Raw genomic sequence first — 16,319 nt, forward strand, 5'->3', positions numbered from 1 at the left:
CCAATGGGTTATCTCTCAAATGTCACTCATCCCTGAATATTTCTATTCATTTCGAGTGAACAAATCGCACAGCCGTCCTGGAAGGACGGGGCTTTAGACCCAAATTTTCGGTAAAATAGTTATTTCTACTATCCATAGAATGATCCGAATATTGATCCATATATGGTATTTTATAAAACTAACCTGGTAGGTTTGATGATATTTCCTATTTATATAGCATTAGACCAAATATTCTATGATCTGATATTAATATAAAGTGAGATTCAGAGATTGCAGACTAACTATTATACTAATTTATTATAAATTTTACTTGCTTGGTCTTACTCATAAAAAAGGCATGGCTAAAAGCCACACCCAATATATACCAGTGTTTTCTATAATTAATTTAGTATTACTTTGATTTCAATTCATCTATCTGTAGTATGTTTAAAAAATAGTTACGCACTTCACTACTTAATAACATAAATTCCCTGATAGGTCGAGGGCTAAAAGTTAGAAAATAATATTAAATTGGTTTAGTTGCTATGGTAGTGTTTGCCTCGCTTGCAAAAACCCTTCAAAAGTTTGAATCTTCTTTAAAGAAGGATTGTGATAACCAACACAAACCAACGCCCCTATAAGGCAGGGCTATTTCATTCTATTTTTACGGCAGTTTTTAGGAATCTTTTTCAGAAAAATAAGAATTTAAACGCGATTTAAGTTGAGAACCGTAGTTTTTGCCCTCACCCTAAATCCCTCTCCCACATCTTTGAGAGGGACTTTGAAAACGTCACATTTTAGAATGAAATAGCCCTGCCCTATAAGGTTTAATCCTTTTCATTATTTAATCCAAAATTTAAAATCTAAAATCTGGTAAAAGAGTTAAATGTTTTTAGGTAGTTGCACAGTGAACAAACTACCTTTACCTAGTTCAGAGGTGACCTTGATAGTTCCTGCGTGCGCTTCTATAATCCGGTGGGATAGATGTAGCCCTAAACCACTACCTGAGCGTTTATTTTTGCCTTGGCGAAATCGCTCGAAAATTGTTGCCTGATCTTCGGGCGCAATCCCATATCCTGTATCTTGGATCTCGATTGTTACCGAATCGGAATTTTCGGAATTAGGTGATTCAAAAATGCGGATTGTGATGCCTCCTGTATCTGTAAATTTGATGGCATTTGCAATCAGGTTGTTTATCACTCGCCGTAGTTCTAAGCGATCGCCCATAATAATAGCTGCGTTTTTACCCAGTGGATCTAATTCACGGGTATCTATTTTCAGAGTCAACCCTTTTTCACTAGTTAGAGGACTTAGTTCGCTCACTACTTCTTGAGATATCTCACGTAAATCGCATTCTTCCCAATTTAACGTTTTTTTACCTGCCTCGAAGCGATAGACTTCTAGGAGGGTATTTACCATGTCCATCAAATTTTGGTTACTGCGAATCATAACTGCGATCGCCTGTTTCATTTCCGGCGAAATTTTGCAGAATGTTTCCATTTCAAACAAACTCAACATGCGATCAGAGGCTACTAAAGGAGTCCGCAAATCATGAGTCAGACGGGAAACAAAGTCTTCCCGTTGGCGGGCCATTTTTTGTTGTTCGTCCAAACTGTGCTTGAGACGTAAGAGCGATCGCACCCTTGCCAATAGTTCATCAGTATCAAATGGTTTCCGAATAAAATCGTCAGCCCCAGCATCCAAACCTTCGACAACACTAGATTCGTGAAAGGCTGTAATCAGCAGAATTGGAATATAACTAATTGCTGGGTTATTCCGAATCCGACGTGTCACTTCATAACCATCTATCCCCGGCATCATCACATCTAACAAAATCAGATCGGGTGGAGATTTTTCAACTTCTCGCAAAGCCTTTATTCCATCTGAAACCAAATCAATTTCATACCCCTCACTTTCTAAAATTGCTTGAACCAAAATAAGATTATCTGGAGTATCGTCAACTGCGAGGATGCGATAAATTCTATTATTATTTTCAACTACAGACATAATTTCTCAACTTTTACCAGTTTTTTTGAAAGTAATTTATAGTTTAAATTTAGGATATCTTATTGATGCTTGCCTAGCTTGACAAGATGAATGATGTGAATTTTTAGTAGAGCTAAAAACCCTTTCGTCATCTACTTGTAGAGATACATCGGCTCCTACAGACGATAATGTGATTTGGCGCGGCAATTCAATTTTAAACATTGAACCGACCCCTAATTTGCTCTCAAGAAAAATTTTGCCGCCCATCATTCGCACCAGTGAATCTATAATTGCCAAACCCAAACCTGTACCTGGATATTTCCGAGTCAGAGTTTGATCGACTTGTCGAAATGCTTCAAAAATGTGTTTAAAATCTCTGGGTGCTATGCCAATACCTGTATCCCGAACAATAATTGCCACTCGATTTGCAGGTAATTCTTTAACTTCAACCCAAATATTACCAGATTCTGTGAACTTAATGGCGTTGGAGAGCAGGTTAATTAAAATCTGTTTGATCCGAACTGGATCATTATATATTAAAGAATTTTGCAAATCGATTTGCACTAATAATGATAAATTTTTGGCGTCAGCTAGAGAACGCATTTCACTTACAGCGAGATTTATTACTTTTGAGACATCAAATCTTTCTGCTTTTAAGTCTAATCGTCCTACTTCCAGCTTGGAAAAGTCGAGAACTTCATTGACTAACATCAGTAAATGCTTACCATTATTCAAGATGCGCTCAATCATATCTGCTTGCTGGTGCGTTAGTTGACTGAGCTTCGGACGCAGCAGTATTTGTGAAAAACCAATAATCGCATTCATCGGTGTTCTAAGTTCGTGAGACATAGTTGCCAAAAAATCTGATTTTAGCACTGATGCCTCCGATAGCTTCAAGTTTTGCATTTGAAGCTGTTGCTGTTGTCTCTCCAATTCTTGGTTCTTACGAATCAGTTGTTCATGACTTTCTCTAAGCTGATCTTTTGCCAAAGCTACTTGCATTTCAGCCCGATAAACCCGAATCGCACTCCGCAAAACTTGTGCCAAATTTTCTGGAGATATCCTAGACTTAGAGAGATAGTCTGTAGCACCAGCTTTCAATAATTTTACAGCAGTTTGTTCATCTTCTTGACCAGTTAGGACTACTAAAGGAACTTTAATTTCTGAAGAACGTAGCTGTTGAATTAAAGTTAGTCCATCCCGATCTAGTAAGCGATAGCCGAAGAAAACACAATCATAGACAGTAGTGCTTAAAATAGAAAACGCATCATTGCCATCGGCTACTTCAGATAGTTCCATTTGAATATCTGCTTTAGCCAGAGCACAACGGACTGCCATCCGGTCTACTTTATCATCATCTACAACCAAAATTTTCAGCGTATCTTCCATCGGTTTTTATTTTTGCTGCTAAACATAGCTTGATGTCTAGCATTCCTCTTTTGAGATTATCTAACTAAAAAATATAAGAGTTTCAAACATCTAAAATCTGTAACTTTCTTGACTAAGGCATTTGGCACAATATCCAATGTTAAGCGTTGCCATCATCTTTATAAAGTTAGGCAAACATTAGTGCTTTTAACTCATTTTTTGCGAAGTAAATCCGATTAATAATATTAACTTTATTCAATGCCTATTTGACATTCATCACATCAACTTCCTTGTCCTCCACTAATAGTCTGTCAATAACTGTTTTGGGCGTTTAATTGGGTTAAAATCAGCCTATTTCATCCTCAATTTGGTTAATTTACTAGACTATTGAAATTAAATTACTAGCAAATGACCAATGATTCTAAAATAATTAGTAATTAACAAACCGAAAATTATTGGCCTGAAGACAGCAAACATAGCTTGATATAAAGTAAAATAAAATACTTTACTAAGCTTAAAACAATTGTAATTGAGTCAGCAAGCGGCTGTCGTCAGCCATTGGTGAGAGTTGCATACCATTAATTATGTACCATAAGCTTGAGTAGTTGTACTCATCAATGTGATAAATCCAAAGGTTTGGTTAAAAATCGCTTGAAACCATCGTTCACTTTCTGGTAAGGTAATTTTTACCTTTTGTAATTTGTCCATTTTTGTTAGCTTTTTCCAAGATAATAGTAATTAAGTAATGGAACATGGTAAATAAAAGCTAAATTTTTAGCACAGCAGGAGCAATTTGGCATTAGCCTCAATCTTTCATCCTTATGGTGCAAGTATCTATATATCTCTAGCTAGATTTATTTTCTATCTAAATGCTAAAAAATGGGAGGTTTATTATTTCTATCGGTGGATGCAGAGTGTTTGAAATATCATCTATCTTTGGTATGGGAAAATAAAAAGATAGCGCTTACAGAAAGTAATACTTTGAAAGATGCAAACAGCGTAAGAGCGAGTGTAGCGATGAATGAAATTAGCATTATTTTAATTGAAGATCATGACTTAACGCGAATGGGACTAAGAGCAGCATTACAGTCTCACAGCGCATTGAAAGTAATTGGTGAAGCAGCAAATGCTACCCAAGGACTAAAACTTTTGGAAACGGCAAAGCCAGATGTAGCGGTTGTAGATATCGGTTTGCCTGACATGGATGGCATTGAACTCACGCGTAAATTTAAACGCCACCAAGCTGAAACTGGGCAAACGACAACGAAGATTCTCATTCTGACAATGGATCACACAGAGGATGCTGTACTTGCAGCCTTTGCGGCGGGTGCTGATTCTTATTACATGAAAGAAACAAGCATCAGTAAATTAACTGAGGCAATCCAAGCGACTCACGGCGGTAACTCTTGGATTGATCCAGCAATTGCCAACGTGGTATTGCGGAAGATGCGACAAGGTATTCCTGGAGAGAGCCAAAGTTCTGAGAAAACGCCGAAGACTGTAAAAATTGAGGCATTGGCATCAGAATACGAGCAAGTTTTGGAAACATACCCCCTGACTCAACGGGAATTGGAAATTTTAGAATTGATTGTAGCTGGGTGTAGCAATGGGCAAATTGCCGAGAAACTATACATTACAGTTGGTACTGTGAAGACCCATGTTCGTAATATTCTAAATAAACTGTGTGCGGATGACCGTACCCAAGCGGCTGTAAGGGCTTTACGTTCTGGGTTAGTGGCATGAGGGAGTGAGGGAGTGAAGGAGTGAGGGAGCAGGGGAGGATGAGGGAGATGAGGGAGATGAGGGAGATGAGGAAGTAAGTTTTTCGCCTCTGTCGAATGTCCAATGCTGAATGCCCAATCAAAATAGTTCTTGTAAACATTCCGCAATGCGTAGCGCTGCTCCGGGTTTACCCATGCGTCGTAGACCATTTTCGGCAATAATTTGCAAAATATCAGGATCTTTGAATAGAGACTGTATAACCTTCGGTACTTGTGCTGGCTGCTCGACTAAAATCAAAGATGAGCCTAGAAGACGACTTTGAGCTTCAGCAAAGGCAGGGTTATATTGAGGTCCATTACCGGGAATAGCGATCGCAGGTTTTCCTAAACCGATAAACTGTTCTGTGGCTGTACCTGCCATAGCGATCGCTATATCTCCCAAATATAAGCAATCATTATAAGCTTTTTGTGTCAGCAATAAATACGCATTTTTTTGTTTAAATGTCAAGACATTTGCATCAGCGATTTGGATAGGACATGCTGATTCAATGCGCCAGCCTTGAGATTGCACACTTTGGGATAAAATATGAGAGTCTAAACCCGGAGCGATCGCACCTAAAAACATCACTCTGTTAGAAGTATAGAAAATCGAATTTCGCTCCTGGAAACTTGCCATCAACGCAGATACAGCAATCATAATTATTTCCCAGTTGGCGTATGCTTCTGGCGGCCGGGAACCAGGAAGAAGAGTCACTACAAAAGGTCGAACTATCTCTTGTTGTTGGCTATCCTGACTATAAAATTGTTGGCGTGAAAAAGTTGGTTGCAGACCATCCATCATGGGATTACCCAAACTTAAAGCTGGAATTGGCCATTGTTTTAATGTTTCCGTCGTCAGTGCATCTCTAGGAAACACCGCCTTACAACGGCGACGACTCATTAACCAGCGTTCCCACGGATGGTAAACTGAACCGGAAAAGTTTTCCCAACGCGCATCTTTAGATTTCCGTGGTAATAATCCAGCTTCATCGCGCACATAATATTCAGATTTCGCTGTACCTACAAAAGCATAATTAGCACCACTGAAAGTTGCAAACAACAACGGGACAATATCTCCTACAGCTAAAATCGCTCTTTTATTACCTAATTTTTTTTGAGAACTCACCCAACGGCGGACAGCTTTTATCTGGGTGAGGGTAAGTTGTAATAAACCACCGCGGACATCCCGCGCTAATTGGCGGCCATCCATATAAATAAAGCCGCCAGAAGGCATAGTGCGGACTGAACCGATGAGGGGAATATCTAACTGTTGGTAAGCACGCCCTTCACCCACCAGAGGTAAAGCAAAGATTTCTGGTGGATTTGATTGTCGTTGGAGTTCTTGTAAAATCCGAACCGCAATCATATCTTCCCCATGACCATTACTTAATACAAGTAAGCGTAAAGGAGAAGTTGCACCTTGAGAGTTAGAGGTTAGGGATAATCGGGATACATTACTCATAGAACCTCGCAGTAAGTATTGTGAGTATCAATGATGCTGATATCATCCCATGAACAGTGCCGAGTTCCCTTAGGGATAGCGGGGCGTTGCGGGGGTTCCCCGGGTGCCGTCGCAAAGAACACAAAGAAAGAAAGAAAGAAAGAAAGAAGAAGTTAAGAGGGTTTGGCGCAGCCTCACAAAGAAATGGTATTAGTTATCAGATAACAGGCGTGGAAGATAAATTGAGCCTGTTTCTTAAACCTTATCTAAGTTGAGAACCGCAGTTTTCTCCCTCTCCCTAAATCCCTCTCCCAAATTTGGGAGAGGGAGTTTGAAATTCTGGCTCCCCGAATCCCAGATTTGGTATTTGGGGTTGGGGGATGAGGGCAAATCCTTTTCATCAAGGAAGAACTATAGGTTTCAAGATAGATGTGGCTTACTTCAGGATTTCTTGACTCTCGCGTTATCCTATAAAGATAAAACTGTTGTGCTTATGGGGAGGTCTTTCTTGCTTGGAGAGTTCCAACAACTAAATCATTCCGTAAAATAGACAGGCAAAAACCCTGTCTTATATATAATATGGGAAAATTTTTTAGGAATCCCTCAAGACTCAAAACTCGCTAGTTATCTGCTCACTCAGGACTCAGGATTTATGTTAGCAGGCACAATTTTGCAGGATGGAAAATATACCCTAATTCAAGAAATAGGGCGGGGTGGCTTTGGCATTACCTTTAAAGCTACGCATCACTACTTGGGTCAAGAGGTGGTGATGAAAACCATCAATGAACGACTGCAACAACATCCTGATTTTGCAAAATTTGAGCGCCAATTCCAAGATGAAGCCAGACGATTAGCTACGTGTATTCATCCAAATATAGTCCGAGTTAGTGATTTTTTTGTCGAAGCTCGACTGCCTTACATGGTGATGGAATACATACGTGGCCAAACCTTGGGAGACGCATTTGTATTACCAGGGATAACGTTACCTGAAGCTAGAGCAATTCATTACATCCGGCAAATTGGGGCAGCCTTGCAGGTAGTGCATAACAACGGTTTGTTACATCGAGATGTCAAACCAGATAATATTATCCTTCGTGAAGGAACCCAGGAAGTAGTACTGATTGATTTTGGCATTGCTAGAGAATTTAATGGCAGTGTCAGACAGACTCATACGGGTCTGGTTTCTGAGGGTTATTCTCCAATTGAGCAGTATTTGACGCAAGCGCCACGCACACCCGCCACCGATGTTTATGGTTTAGCAGCAACCTTGTATGCACTGTTGACAGCCCAGGTTCCTATGCCCGCATTATTGCGCGATCGCGAACAAATGCCTTCCCCCCGCGAACTCCAACCACATTTGAGTGCTGCTGTCAACCAGGCCGTAATGCGCGGTATGGCGGTGGAGTCTCGTTTTCGGCCAGCGACAGTTGCTGAGTGGTTACAACTGCTACCTGGAAATGGGGTGAATATGACATCGCAAGGCTTATCCACTTATGCAGTGCCAACTGTCAATTTATCTGCTCAACAGGCAGTAACTTTACTTGGAAAAACTGCCCAGAATCGCATTCATAAACCATCTGCATTGGCGCAGCCCAACCCAAGCATTGCCAAAGAAAATGTACTGACAAAAAAACTGGGGTCATCTCAAATATTCATAGGTATAAGTGTAGCCCTGGTTGCTGCTACAGCAGGTTTTGGCATCACCAGCATCTTACCCAAACCTCAGCCGCAGCCAACTCCAAAACCCATTTTTGAACAGCCAACTCAAGAACCACCTGCGAAAGTTCCTAATTTAGAGAGGGGTGAAGAGACTAACACCACCTCAAGAACCGAATCAGCACCTGTTTATAATTCCAAGCAGCGTCGGCGTAATCGTCGTTCTTCCCCAGAAGAAATACCCAGCAGCCCTACACAAGAATCACAACGCCGCCGTTTTGAGCAATCCGCACCTTCCCCTAGCGTTTCTCCCACACCCTCGTTAGTCGAAAAACTACGGGCGATTCGTTCATCTCGTAGTGCTTCCCCCACACCACTACCAAAAAATAACTCACCCGCTTCTAATCAGAATTCGTCTTCTCCTCAACCGATAATTCCATCAAATCCTGTGGTTATACCAACAGCGCCACCGACAGAATCCAAACAGCCAGAATCCAAACAGCCAGAATCCAAACAGCCAGAATCCAAACATTCACATCCTTCTGCTGTAGTAGTACCAACACTGGACAAGCAAAATTTACCGATTGATAGTCAACCCCAAAACGATCAGAAATCTCAGGAAAAGCTACAAGATGACAATAATTAGTCAATTTGAAATTTTTTCTTCAATCTAAAATCCAAAATTCACAATCTAATAATTGAACGCCTTTTGCCAATACAAAAGCATCTTTTTCTTTCTTGTTTCATGATTCGCTAAATTTATTATACCATTTTGGATTTTAGATTTTGGATTGGAAATGCTTAGTGGATATGAGTTTTCTTTGTGCATCTGTCGCAATAAATTTTTAAATTGGTATTATTTATTTTGACTTTTCACGTTATTTGGAAAACCTCACTTATATGTTATTAATATTTATCGTTAATTTATCTACTTCAATTTAACTGTACTGTATTGTATTACATTCACTTAATACAGTTAATCCTTTATTATTCTGTATGATGGCTGTAGAAAATTTAGTTGTCTTCTTCTACAAACCCATAGAGTTTACCACTATCTCCATGAGAATTGAATTTCGCTTAATAGTCTGTTTTTTTGTTACGAAAACCTTAAGGTTTTTATTATCATCCGTTAGACGATGATAATCGTGTTTTTATTCACCGGAATGGGTAAACCGTTCGGATATTTTTTGCACACAAAATAAATAACTATTTTTGGTAAGACAATCATTATGGAAGTTGATGGTTATCAGCAGATACAGCAAATACTAAAACTATAAAATGACGAAATAACATGAATATGTAGTAGTTATATTGATTAAAATCACACATAAGCAGTGATTTATGTTATGCCTCCTATTGTAACAATATGATACTTTTTTAAGTAGAAATACTAAATAAAATGTATAGCAAAACAATAGTTATTACTCGTTACATAATCGGCTTAACGAGAAAATCCAAATATTCCTTATTGTTTATAATATTATTTTCTTGTTGTATATCATTACTGCTGGCATTAATTCACAGTAGATTTAATATAAATATTGTTAAAACAATAGTAGGATTAACCTTGTTTTTATCAGGATTTTTATTAGATATATTTTCATATTTGAATAATCAAAAGAAACTTAAACGCCAAGTGAAATTAGTACCATTAAGGCAAACAATACCAGCATCAAAACATCAAATAGTATTTGATACAAAAGGGGGTGATTTAGAGCAAAATATCCGAGGGAACTTCATTGGAAGAGATGCTATAAATAATACTAAAAATATCACTATTAGAGATAGAAAAGTAGAAGTTAACCCTAACAATATTATTAATACCTTTGATGAATTTAGGGATATTTTAGTGCAAAGCATAAATCAAAGCTCTGATGCCTCAGTAGCAATATCTGAGTTTGCAAAAGAATTAACTGATCAATTACGCAATCAACCAGAAGTAAAATCATGTTTTGGTGTAGATGAAAATATCAGTCTACAAGAATTAATAAAAGAAATTTTTATAGATTTATTAACTAAAAGTTATAACCAAATTGGAAAAGAATATTCTAGCAATTTGATTGTTAAACCTGACACTATCGAACCAATAAATATTTCTAATACTTCACAATTTATAGAATATTTTAGAGATTGTGGCAATAATGAATATGATGTTATTTATCAAAGTTATACTATTCATTTATTTCAAGATGAATTGAAATGGTGGCGCTATAAAATTAAAAGAAGTGATTCATCTTTTATAGAAAAAACAAATAGAACAAGAACGCGTAATATATACCTTGCAATTGGAAAAGCTATTATTGAAATAGAGAGAGAAATTACAAAAAATTGGGCTGAAAAGTAATGTTAATTGAAGTAATTTGATTAATTACTAATTAACATATACTACCAGTTGTTCATTAGCTTGTTTATGTCTAAAACGATATTTTATGAAAAATATTTTAATCTCGCTTTTAGGGATATGTTACAAGCTTTAATACCTGCTTTTTAGTATTTATGTTCAAATTTTATATTTGCAATAAAAAAACTTACATCCCAGTAATTACAATGTAGAACATAGTCTTAATTATCAGGAGATAAGACGATGGCAGGCGATTTCATCATCAATACTAGCGGTGGTAAATTTAATCAAAATATTGGGCGTGATTTTATCCAAGGTAATTACTACACCGGAGGACAACCACAAAGCCTCGTTGAGGCTGTTGCTGAGGTTCAAAAAATCCTTGAACAGCTAGAAAAGTCATACCCTACTGAAACGAAACAAGGCAAGGAGGCGATTGCTATAGAAACTATCAGACAAATCGACAGTAACCCTACCTTAGCCGCACGGATATTTAGTGCATTAACAGAAGGTAGTATTTCTGCTTTCGAGCAATTCCTTAACCATCCAGCAGCGAGCTTTGTAATTGCTGCGTTAGGAGATTGGCAAAAGACTAAGGAAGCATAAGCATAATATTGTACTTCTATTGAAGGAATAAGGAAAAACGGAGAGGGGGGGATTCGAACCCCCGTTGGGTTGCCCCAAAACGCATTTCGAGTGCGTCACCATGAACCACTCGGACACCTCTCCAGCTATATCATTCTACGCATTTGAGTATTCAAATGCCGTTAAGTAAGGGAAGTCTTACCATATTCCCTATACTATTATAACATTATCGCTTTATCTGCGTAACTGGATGCTTCGGGAACGCCACCCCCCAAGCCCAAGACATTTACCGCGATCGCGCTTGCCCCAATTACCCGGCGAGTTAGCCCCAACTCTTAAAGATGCTGTGTTTCGACTTCGTTCAACATCAATTCGCGTTCGGGGAAGTCAAAAGTCAATGACCATATGTCCTATTTGTTTAGCGATTTACCGCGACGCGATCTATTCATCAGGTTAACCAAGATGACCCCTAAAACAAACACCCAACCTGATGCAGGTAAGTCTCTTATAGAAATTTTATAACCGTTAGAAAATAATCAATAACTAATGGCTATTAGTCGTTTTGTCGGGTTCAATTTTCACTTTTTAATTGGTTCCACTGCGGGTGCTTTTTTTATGTCGATTGCTATGTATAAATCCTTGCTAGCAAAATTAAAACTGCAATCATAATCTCTTAGTATTTGTATAATTACATAATTAATTGATGTAATACAAACATATTTTTATATTATTACTTATATTTTTTTCAAAATTATTATTTTAAAATATTTCCAAAAATCTCTTATTAATATCTCTTGACATGAGATATTTTAGTGATTATTATGTCAATCAATCCGGATTTGATTAACTTCTTCGGAAAATCTCTGTAAATAAATCCAACACTATCCTCACAGCCCTGCATGAAACTACGCTGGTTCTTACTGAGCCTTACAAGTATTCTTTTACTATCGTCCCCTGTAAAAGCGAATCCCAATACGAATCAAGTTGGCAATGTAAATGACTGGAGTGCAAATCAATCTGATTTACAACTACCAAAACTTAAATTTATTCCTCCGGTTCCTCTAAGCGATCCTGTCAACCCAATAAATACTTCTAAATTTACTGGTATAGTTCCTCTAGGACGCGAGATATCAGAACTAAAAACTCCTATTAAAGCATTAATGGCTCGCTATAGATTCCTTACTCCCGGAATCTTTTTTATGGATTTAGAAACAGGAGATTATTTTAGTTTTAATGGTGACAAAGCTTTTTCTGCTGCTAGCACAATTAAGTATCCGATTTTGATTGCTTTATTTCAAGAAGTAGATGCAGGAAGAATCAAACTAAATGAAACTTTGGTGATGCGGCAAAAACAAGTCGCTAGCGGTTCTGGAGATATGCAGTATCAACGAGTGGGAACTAAGCTTAGTCTGTTGCAAACTGCAACCAAGATGATGACTATTAGCGATAACACTGCTACAAATATGATTATCGATCGGTTAGGTGGTGCATCTAAATTAAATCAAAAGTTTCGCAGATGGGGATTGCAAAGTACTGTAATTCACAACATGTTAGGAGACTTTCAAGGAACTAATAAAACTAGTGCAAAAGATTTGGTACGACTGTCAGCTTTGATTACAAATAATCAGTTAATTTCTGATACAAGTCAATCCCAAGTTTTAGGTATTATGATTCGTTGTCACAATAAAAGTTTGCTTCCATCTGGCTTAGGTTATGGTGCAAATATTGCTCATAAAACAGGGACTCTGCGGTTTGTACTAGGCGATGCGGGTATTATTGAAACGCCATCGGGTAAGCGTTATTTAGCAGGAATTTTCGTGCGAAGACCGAATAATGACATTAGAGCTACGGATTTTATTCGTCAAGTTTCTCGGGTGATGTATGGTTACTTCGATCAGGCAAAAGTCAGTCATCTACCTTCAAGCAATCCTGAATTCTTTTTGTTCAAAGCTGTGATGCCGAATAGCCCATTGTAGACATTGCTTCTCTAACTGCCAAGGTTATCATGTAGTCGAACATTGTGCAGCATAGAGTTTGAGGTTTTGCATGAAAGTAGCAGTCTTCAGTACAAAAGTCTACGATCGGAAATTTTTATCAGCTGCAAATTCTCCCACCGAACATGAGTTAGTGTTTTTTGAACCTCGTTTAAATCGAGATACAGCTATCCTCGCCGCCGGATTTGGGGCGGTTTGCGTATTTGTGCATGATCAGGTTGACGCGCCAACTTTAGAACTTCTCGCCTCACGCGGAACTCGGCTGGTTGTCCTTCGTTGTGCAGGGTTTAATAATGTAGACTTACAAGCCGCAGCAGACTTAGGAATTACCGTTGTGCGGGTTCCCGCCTATTCACCCTATGGGGTAGCAGAACATGCTGTGGGATTGATTTTAAGCTTGAATCGCAAAATTCATCGGGCTTATAACCGTGTCCGAGAAGGCAATTTTTCTCTAGATGGACTGTTGGGATTTAATTTGCATGAGCGCACAGTCGGGATTGTCGGCACGGGCAAAATCGGTCTGATTTTAGCACAGATTATGAAGGGGTTTGGCTGTCACATACTCGCCTATGACGTTTATCGTAATCCCGAATTAGAGGCGATAGGTGGAAAGTATGTAGAGCTACCTGAGCTATTTGCTAACTCCGATATTATCTCTCTACATTGCCCCCTGATTCCCGAAACGCATCACTTGATTAACGCTGAGGCTATAGAACAGATTAAGCCAGGTGTGATGCTAATTAATACTAGCCGAGGAGCGCTGATTGATACCCAAGCAGTGATTGAGGGGTTGAAGTCTGGCAAGATTGGCTATCTAGGTGTGGATGTCTACGAACAAGAATCGGAATTGTTTTTTGAGGATTTGTCTGGCGAAATTATTCAAGATGATATTTTCCAACGTCTGACGACGTTCCCCAATGTACTCATTACCGGACATCAAGCCTTTTTTACAGCAGAAGCTCTCCACAATATTGCAGAAACAACTTTTGCTAATATTGCTGATGTTGAACAAGGTCGTTCTTGTCCAAATGAAATTCGCGCTCAAGTGTCAGCTTAAGTCATGTTGGCGATCGCAAAGCTAAAGATTCAATTGCCTTTTGATGGTGCTTTTTACTCATTACTCCGAACGATAGGCAACGCGGAGACTTTGGACTAAAATCACCAGAGATGCGATCGCCATTAACCCGCCCCAAAACCAGTAAGGTAAAAGCAAATATCGCTGCATTTGCGCTGTATCAGAGATTCCAAGGTAACCAGCAGAACTACTAAATAAATAATCAAGTTGATGGTACGTACTCACACAAGCTTGTACACCCAGAAATTGAATGACAAACCCCTGCGCCCAGCGAGGTGATTTCAGGGCGATACCCAAGATTATTAAACCCAGCAAGGGAATTGCCACCAATCCAAACCAGGAACGTACCCAAATTAATGTGGAAAATAGCAAAAAACTTCCTAATATTTTTAAACACAGGGTTGCTGCTGTAAAACTACGGGAAGCTAGAATCAAACCTGCACCGGCAAGAGGCGGCCCCATTGGGCCTGCGGCTGCGACTATTGCCGGGGCAATTGGCCCCAATGACGACTGGATGCCATAAGTTGCGACACCAGAACCATTGCTAAAAATCTGTAATTTCTGAAACTGTCCCCCTAAGAGGAGTGCCATTAAGCCGTGACCCATTTCATGAAACCAAGTTGCCAGGATCGTAAATGGGTATAAGATATAATCCCCTCCTGGTAGTTGCCATAGTAAAGCAGTTGCGATCGCTGCTGCAATTAGCCAGGTTAGCCCCATGCGTTCAACAACTGGCGGGGCTTCTTTGGTAAGCAAGGGTTCAAAATTTTTACTTGGTTCCCTCATAGGTTGCTTTATTTTAAATTTTAGATTTTAGATTTTAGATTATCCCCGCAATTAATTCGTGGGGCATTCGATTTTGGATTTTAGATTTTAGATTTTAGATTATTTCTTCAACCTAAAATCCAAAATTCAAAATCTAAAATTCGCAAGACTGATGTCACAATTTGATCGAGAATCAGTTAAGCAAGTTGAAAGAGAAATGTCATTAAGTCTCCTTTACCCAAGCTGATGCGATCGCCTGGTCGCAAGCGATGACGATTCCCTGGTAAAAGTGGCAAATTATTAATGTAAGTGCCGTTGGAACTTCCTACATCTTCTACATAGTGAGCGTCTCCCTCAACGCGAATATCTGCATGAATCCGCGAGACAACTTCTGAATTGGGAAATCCTGAAACATCTATATCTGGGGGAATCCGGTCATTGGGCTTGCCGATATGAATCACAGAGAGATTTTGCGGCAATTCAATTAAGCGATCGCTTTGAACGTGGATTAACCGCCCTGTAATCTGCTGCAATTGTGTTCTGGCAACAGTTGCAGTTGGGGCTGGTGCTGCTGGTGGCTCTTGTAGTTCGGCTTGGGGGGCTGGCGCTGGTTCCAACGGTGGTGGAGTAGGAATACTTTGTCCAAAGACGGGTTGAACTGCGATCTCTGGCGCTGGTTCTGGCGGGCTGCTTTCTGCCACAGATACCTCTGGCGGAGCGGCCGGGGGTGCTGCCACCTCTGTGGCTGGTAAAGATGAGACGGGGGGATGAGAGTTAGTAGATTCGCCCATTCCCAAAGCATCTGGTTGTAAAAGTTCTAACAGGGGATCGGGTGGAACTAACGGCGGAACTTCCACAGAAACATCGGGAGTAACTGTTACAACTGCCGGAGGATGAACGTGTGGAACTCCTGCGGAATGAAGGTTATAGCCACACTGACCGCAGAATGCAGCATCTGCCTGCACAGTTGCCCCACAACTGGGGCAGTTAGTAGTTGCGGGTAACGGTGTATAGCAAGCTTCACACTGGACAGCGCCGTTAGGGTTGGGATGATTGCAATTAGGGCAGACGATCATCGATATTTAGCCTTTGTTCAAGATCATCATAAATACAGGTAGGACTGGCAAGCAGAGGGCGGCCCTAGCTTTAGATTCTAGCAATTACTGCTGATGGAACGTTGAATTGGACAAGGGGAAAGAGAGGAGGATGAGGGGGATGAGGGAGCAGGGGGAGCAGGGGGAGCAGGGGAAGCAGGGGAAGCAGGGGAAGAGTAAAAACTCCTAACTCCTAACTCCTAACTCCTAACTCCTAACTCCTAACTCCTAACTCCTAACTCCTAACTCCTAACTCCTAACTCCTAACTCCTAAC

The 16,319-nt window shown here is 39.6% G+C and carries 12 protein-coding genes and 1 tRNA gene; 6 read left to right on the forward strand and 7 right to left on the reverse strand.

Annotated features, from left to right (window positions below):
• Window positions 1-861 precede the first annotated feature (861 nt).
• The 3 genes from V7K73_RS00470 to V7K73_RS00480 form a co-directional block, all read right to left on the reverse strand.
• Complete coding sequence (locus V7K73_RS00470) at window positions 862-1,986, reverse strand: hybrid sensor histidine kinase/response regulator (RefSeq protein ID WP_334876126.1); 1,125 nt, start codon at window positions 1,984-1,986, stop codon at window positions 862-864.
• Window positions 1,987-2,022: 36 nt separating this feature from the next.
• Window positions 2,023-3,354 carry an ATP-binding response regulator gene (locus V7K73_RS00475; protein ID WP_334876128.1) on the reverse strand — a complete coding sequence of 444 codons (1,332 nt, stop codon included), beginning with the start codon at window positions 3,352-3,354 and terminating at the stop codon, window positions 2,023-2,025.
• 561 nt (window positions 3,355-3,915) lie between these two features.
• Window positions 3,916-4,041, reverse strand: coding sequence for a hypothetical protein (locus V7K73_RS00480; protein ID WP_334876130.1), 126 nt, complete (start codon window positions 4,039-4,041; stop codon window positions 3,916-3,918).
• 309 nt (window positions 4,042-4,350) lie between these two features.
• Here V7K73_RS00480 and V7K73_RS00485 point away from each other — a divergent pair, with 309 nt between their 5' ends.
• Window positions 4,351-5,076, forward strand: a complete 726-nt coding sequence (locus V7K73_RS00485; protein WP_334876147.1) for a response regulator transcription factor — start codon at window positions 4,351-4,353, stop codon at window positions 5,074-5,076.
• Between the two features lie 117 nt (window positions 5,077-5,193).
• On the opposite strand, the gene V7K73_RS00490 is transcribed toward V7K73_RS00485, so the two are convergent.
• On the reverse strand, window positions 5,194-6,555 hold the full coding sequence (locus V7K73_RS00490) for a lipid-A-disaccharide synthase-related protein (RefSeq protein WP_334876132.1): 1,362 nt from the start codon (window positions 6,553-6,555) through the stop codon (window positions 5,194-5,196).
• 631 nt (window positions 6,556-7,186) lie between these two features.
• Between V7K73_RS00490 and V7K73_RS00495 the strand changes: the two genes are divergently transcribed.
• From V7K73_RS00495 to V7K73_RS00505, 3 genes are all read left to right on the forward strand, one after another.
• Window positions 7,187-8,836 carry a serine/threonine protein kinase gene (locus V7K73_RS00495; RefSeq protein WP_334876134.1) on the forward strand — a complete coding sequence of 550 codons (1,650 nt, stop codon included), beginning with the start codon at window positions 7,187-7,189 and terminating at the stop codon, window positions 8,834-8,836.
• Window positions 8,837-9,589: 753 nt separating this feature from the next.
• Window positions 9,590-10,534: a hypothetical protein gene (locus V7K73_RS00500; protein ID WP_334876136.1), complete on the forward strand. Its 945-nt coding sequence runs from the start codon at window positions 9,590-9,592 to the stop codon at window positions 10,532-10,534.
• Between the two features lie 240 nt (window positions 10,535-10,774).
• The gene (locus V7K73_RS00505) at window positions 10,775-11,137 is read left to right on the forward strand and encodes a hypothetical protein (protein WP_334876137.1); all 363 of its coding nucleotides are present in this window, start codon (window positions 10,775-10,777) and stop codon (window positions 11,135-11,137) included.
• A gap of 38 nt (window positions 11,138-11,175) precedes the next feature.
• On the opposite strand, the gene V7K73_RS00510 is transcribed toward V7K73_RS00505, so the two are convergent.
• Window positions 11,176-11,260, reverse strand: a tRNA-Ser gene (locus V7K73_RS00510).
• A 755-nt stretch (window positions 11,261-12,015) separates the two neighbouring features.
• On the opposite strand from V7K73_RS00510, the gene V7K73_RS00515 reads away from it, so the two are divergent.
• On the forward strand, window positions 12,016-13,092 hold the full coding sequence (locus V7K73_RS00515; RefSeq protein ID WP_334876139.1) for a serine hydrolase: 1,077 nt from the start codon (window positions 12,016-12,018) through the stop codon (window positions 13,090-13,092).
• 70 nt (window positions 13,093-13,162) lie between these two features.
• Entirely contained in the window at window positions 13,163-14,167 is a 1,005-nt protein-coding gene (locus V7K73_RS00520; RefSeq protein ID WP_334876141.1) for a 2-hydroxyacid dehydrogenase, read from the forward strand.
• A 60-nt stretch (window positions 14,168-14,227) separates the two neighbouring features.
• Here the strand turns inward: V7K73_RS00520 and V7K73_RS00525 are convergent, their stop codons facing one another.
• The gene (locus V7K73_RS00525; protein ID WP_334876143.1) at window positions 14,228-14,971 is read right to left on the reverse strand and encodes a M50 family metallopeptidase; all 744 of its coding nucleotides are present in this window, start codon (window positions 14,969-14,971) and stop codon (window positions 14,228-14,230) included.
• A gap of 176 nt (window positions 14,972-15,147) precedes the next feature.
• Window positions 15,148-16,026: an FHA domain-containing protein gene (locus V7K73_RS00530; RefSeq protein WP_334876145.1), complete on the reverse strand. Its 879-nt coding sequence runs from the start codon at window positions 16,024-16,026 to the stop codon at window positions 15,148-15,150.
• Between the last annotated feature and the right edge of the window lie 293 nt (window positions 16,027-16,319).

This window comes from Nostoc sp. (assembly GCF_036916975.1).
Classification (GTDB): Bacteria; Cyanobacteriota; Cyanobacteriia; order Cyanobacteriales; family Nostocaceae; genus Nostoc.

Bases quoted from the DNA above. Each gene is read 5' to 3' on its own strand.
- V7K73_RS00500 (WP_334876136.1), top strand. From the start codon at position 9,590: ATGTATAGCAAAACAATAGTTATTACTCGTTACATAATCGGCTTAACG.
- V7K73_RS00480 (WP_334876130.1), bottom strand. From the start codon at position 4,041: ATGGACAAATTACAAAAGGTAAAAATTACCTTACCAGAAAGTGAACGA.
- V7K73_RS00475 (WP_334876128.1), bottom strand. From the start codon at position 3,354: ATGGAAGATACGCTGAAAATTTTGGTTGTAGATGATGATAAAGTAGAC.
- V7K73_RS00495 (WP_334876134.1), top strand. From the start codon at position 7,187: ATGTTAGCAGGCACAATTTTGCAGGATGGAAAATATACCCTAATTCAA.
- V7K73_RS00470 (WP_334876126.1), bottom strand. From the start codon at position 1,986: ATGTCTGTAGTTGAAAATAATAATAGAATTTATCGCATCCTCGCAGTT.
- V7K73_RS00525 (WP_334876143.1), bottom strand. From the start codon at position 14,971: ATGAGGGAACCAAGTAAAAATTTTGAACCCTTGCTTACCAAAGAAGCC.
- V7K73_RS00490 (WP_334876132.1), bottom strand. From the start codon at position 6,555: ATGAGTAATGTATCCCGATTATCCCTAACCTCTAACTCTCAAGGTGCA.
- V7K73_RS00520 (WP_334876141.1), top strand. From the start codon at position 13,163: ATGAAAGTAGCAGTCTTCAGTACAAAAGTCTACGATCGGAAATTTTTA.
- V7K73_RS00530 (WP_334876145.1), bottom strand. From the start codon at position 16,026: ATGATCGTCTGCCCTAATTGCAATCATCCCAACCCTAACGGCGCTGTC.
- V7K73_RS00485 (WP_334876147.1), top strand. From the start codon at position 4,351: ATGAATGAAATTAGCATTATTTTAATTGAAGATCATGACTTAACGCGA.
- V7K73_RS00515 (WP_334876139.1), top strand. From the start codon at position 12,016: ATGAAACTACGCTGGTTCTTACTGAGCCTTACAAGTATTCTTTTACTA.
- V7K73_RS00505 (WP_334876137.1), top strand. From the start codon at position 10,775: ATGGCAGGCGATTTCATCATCAATACTAGCGGTGGTAAATTTAATCAA.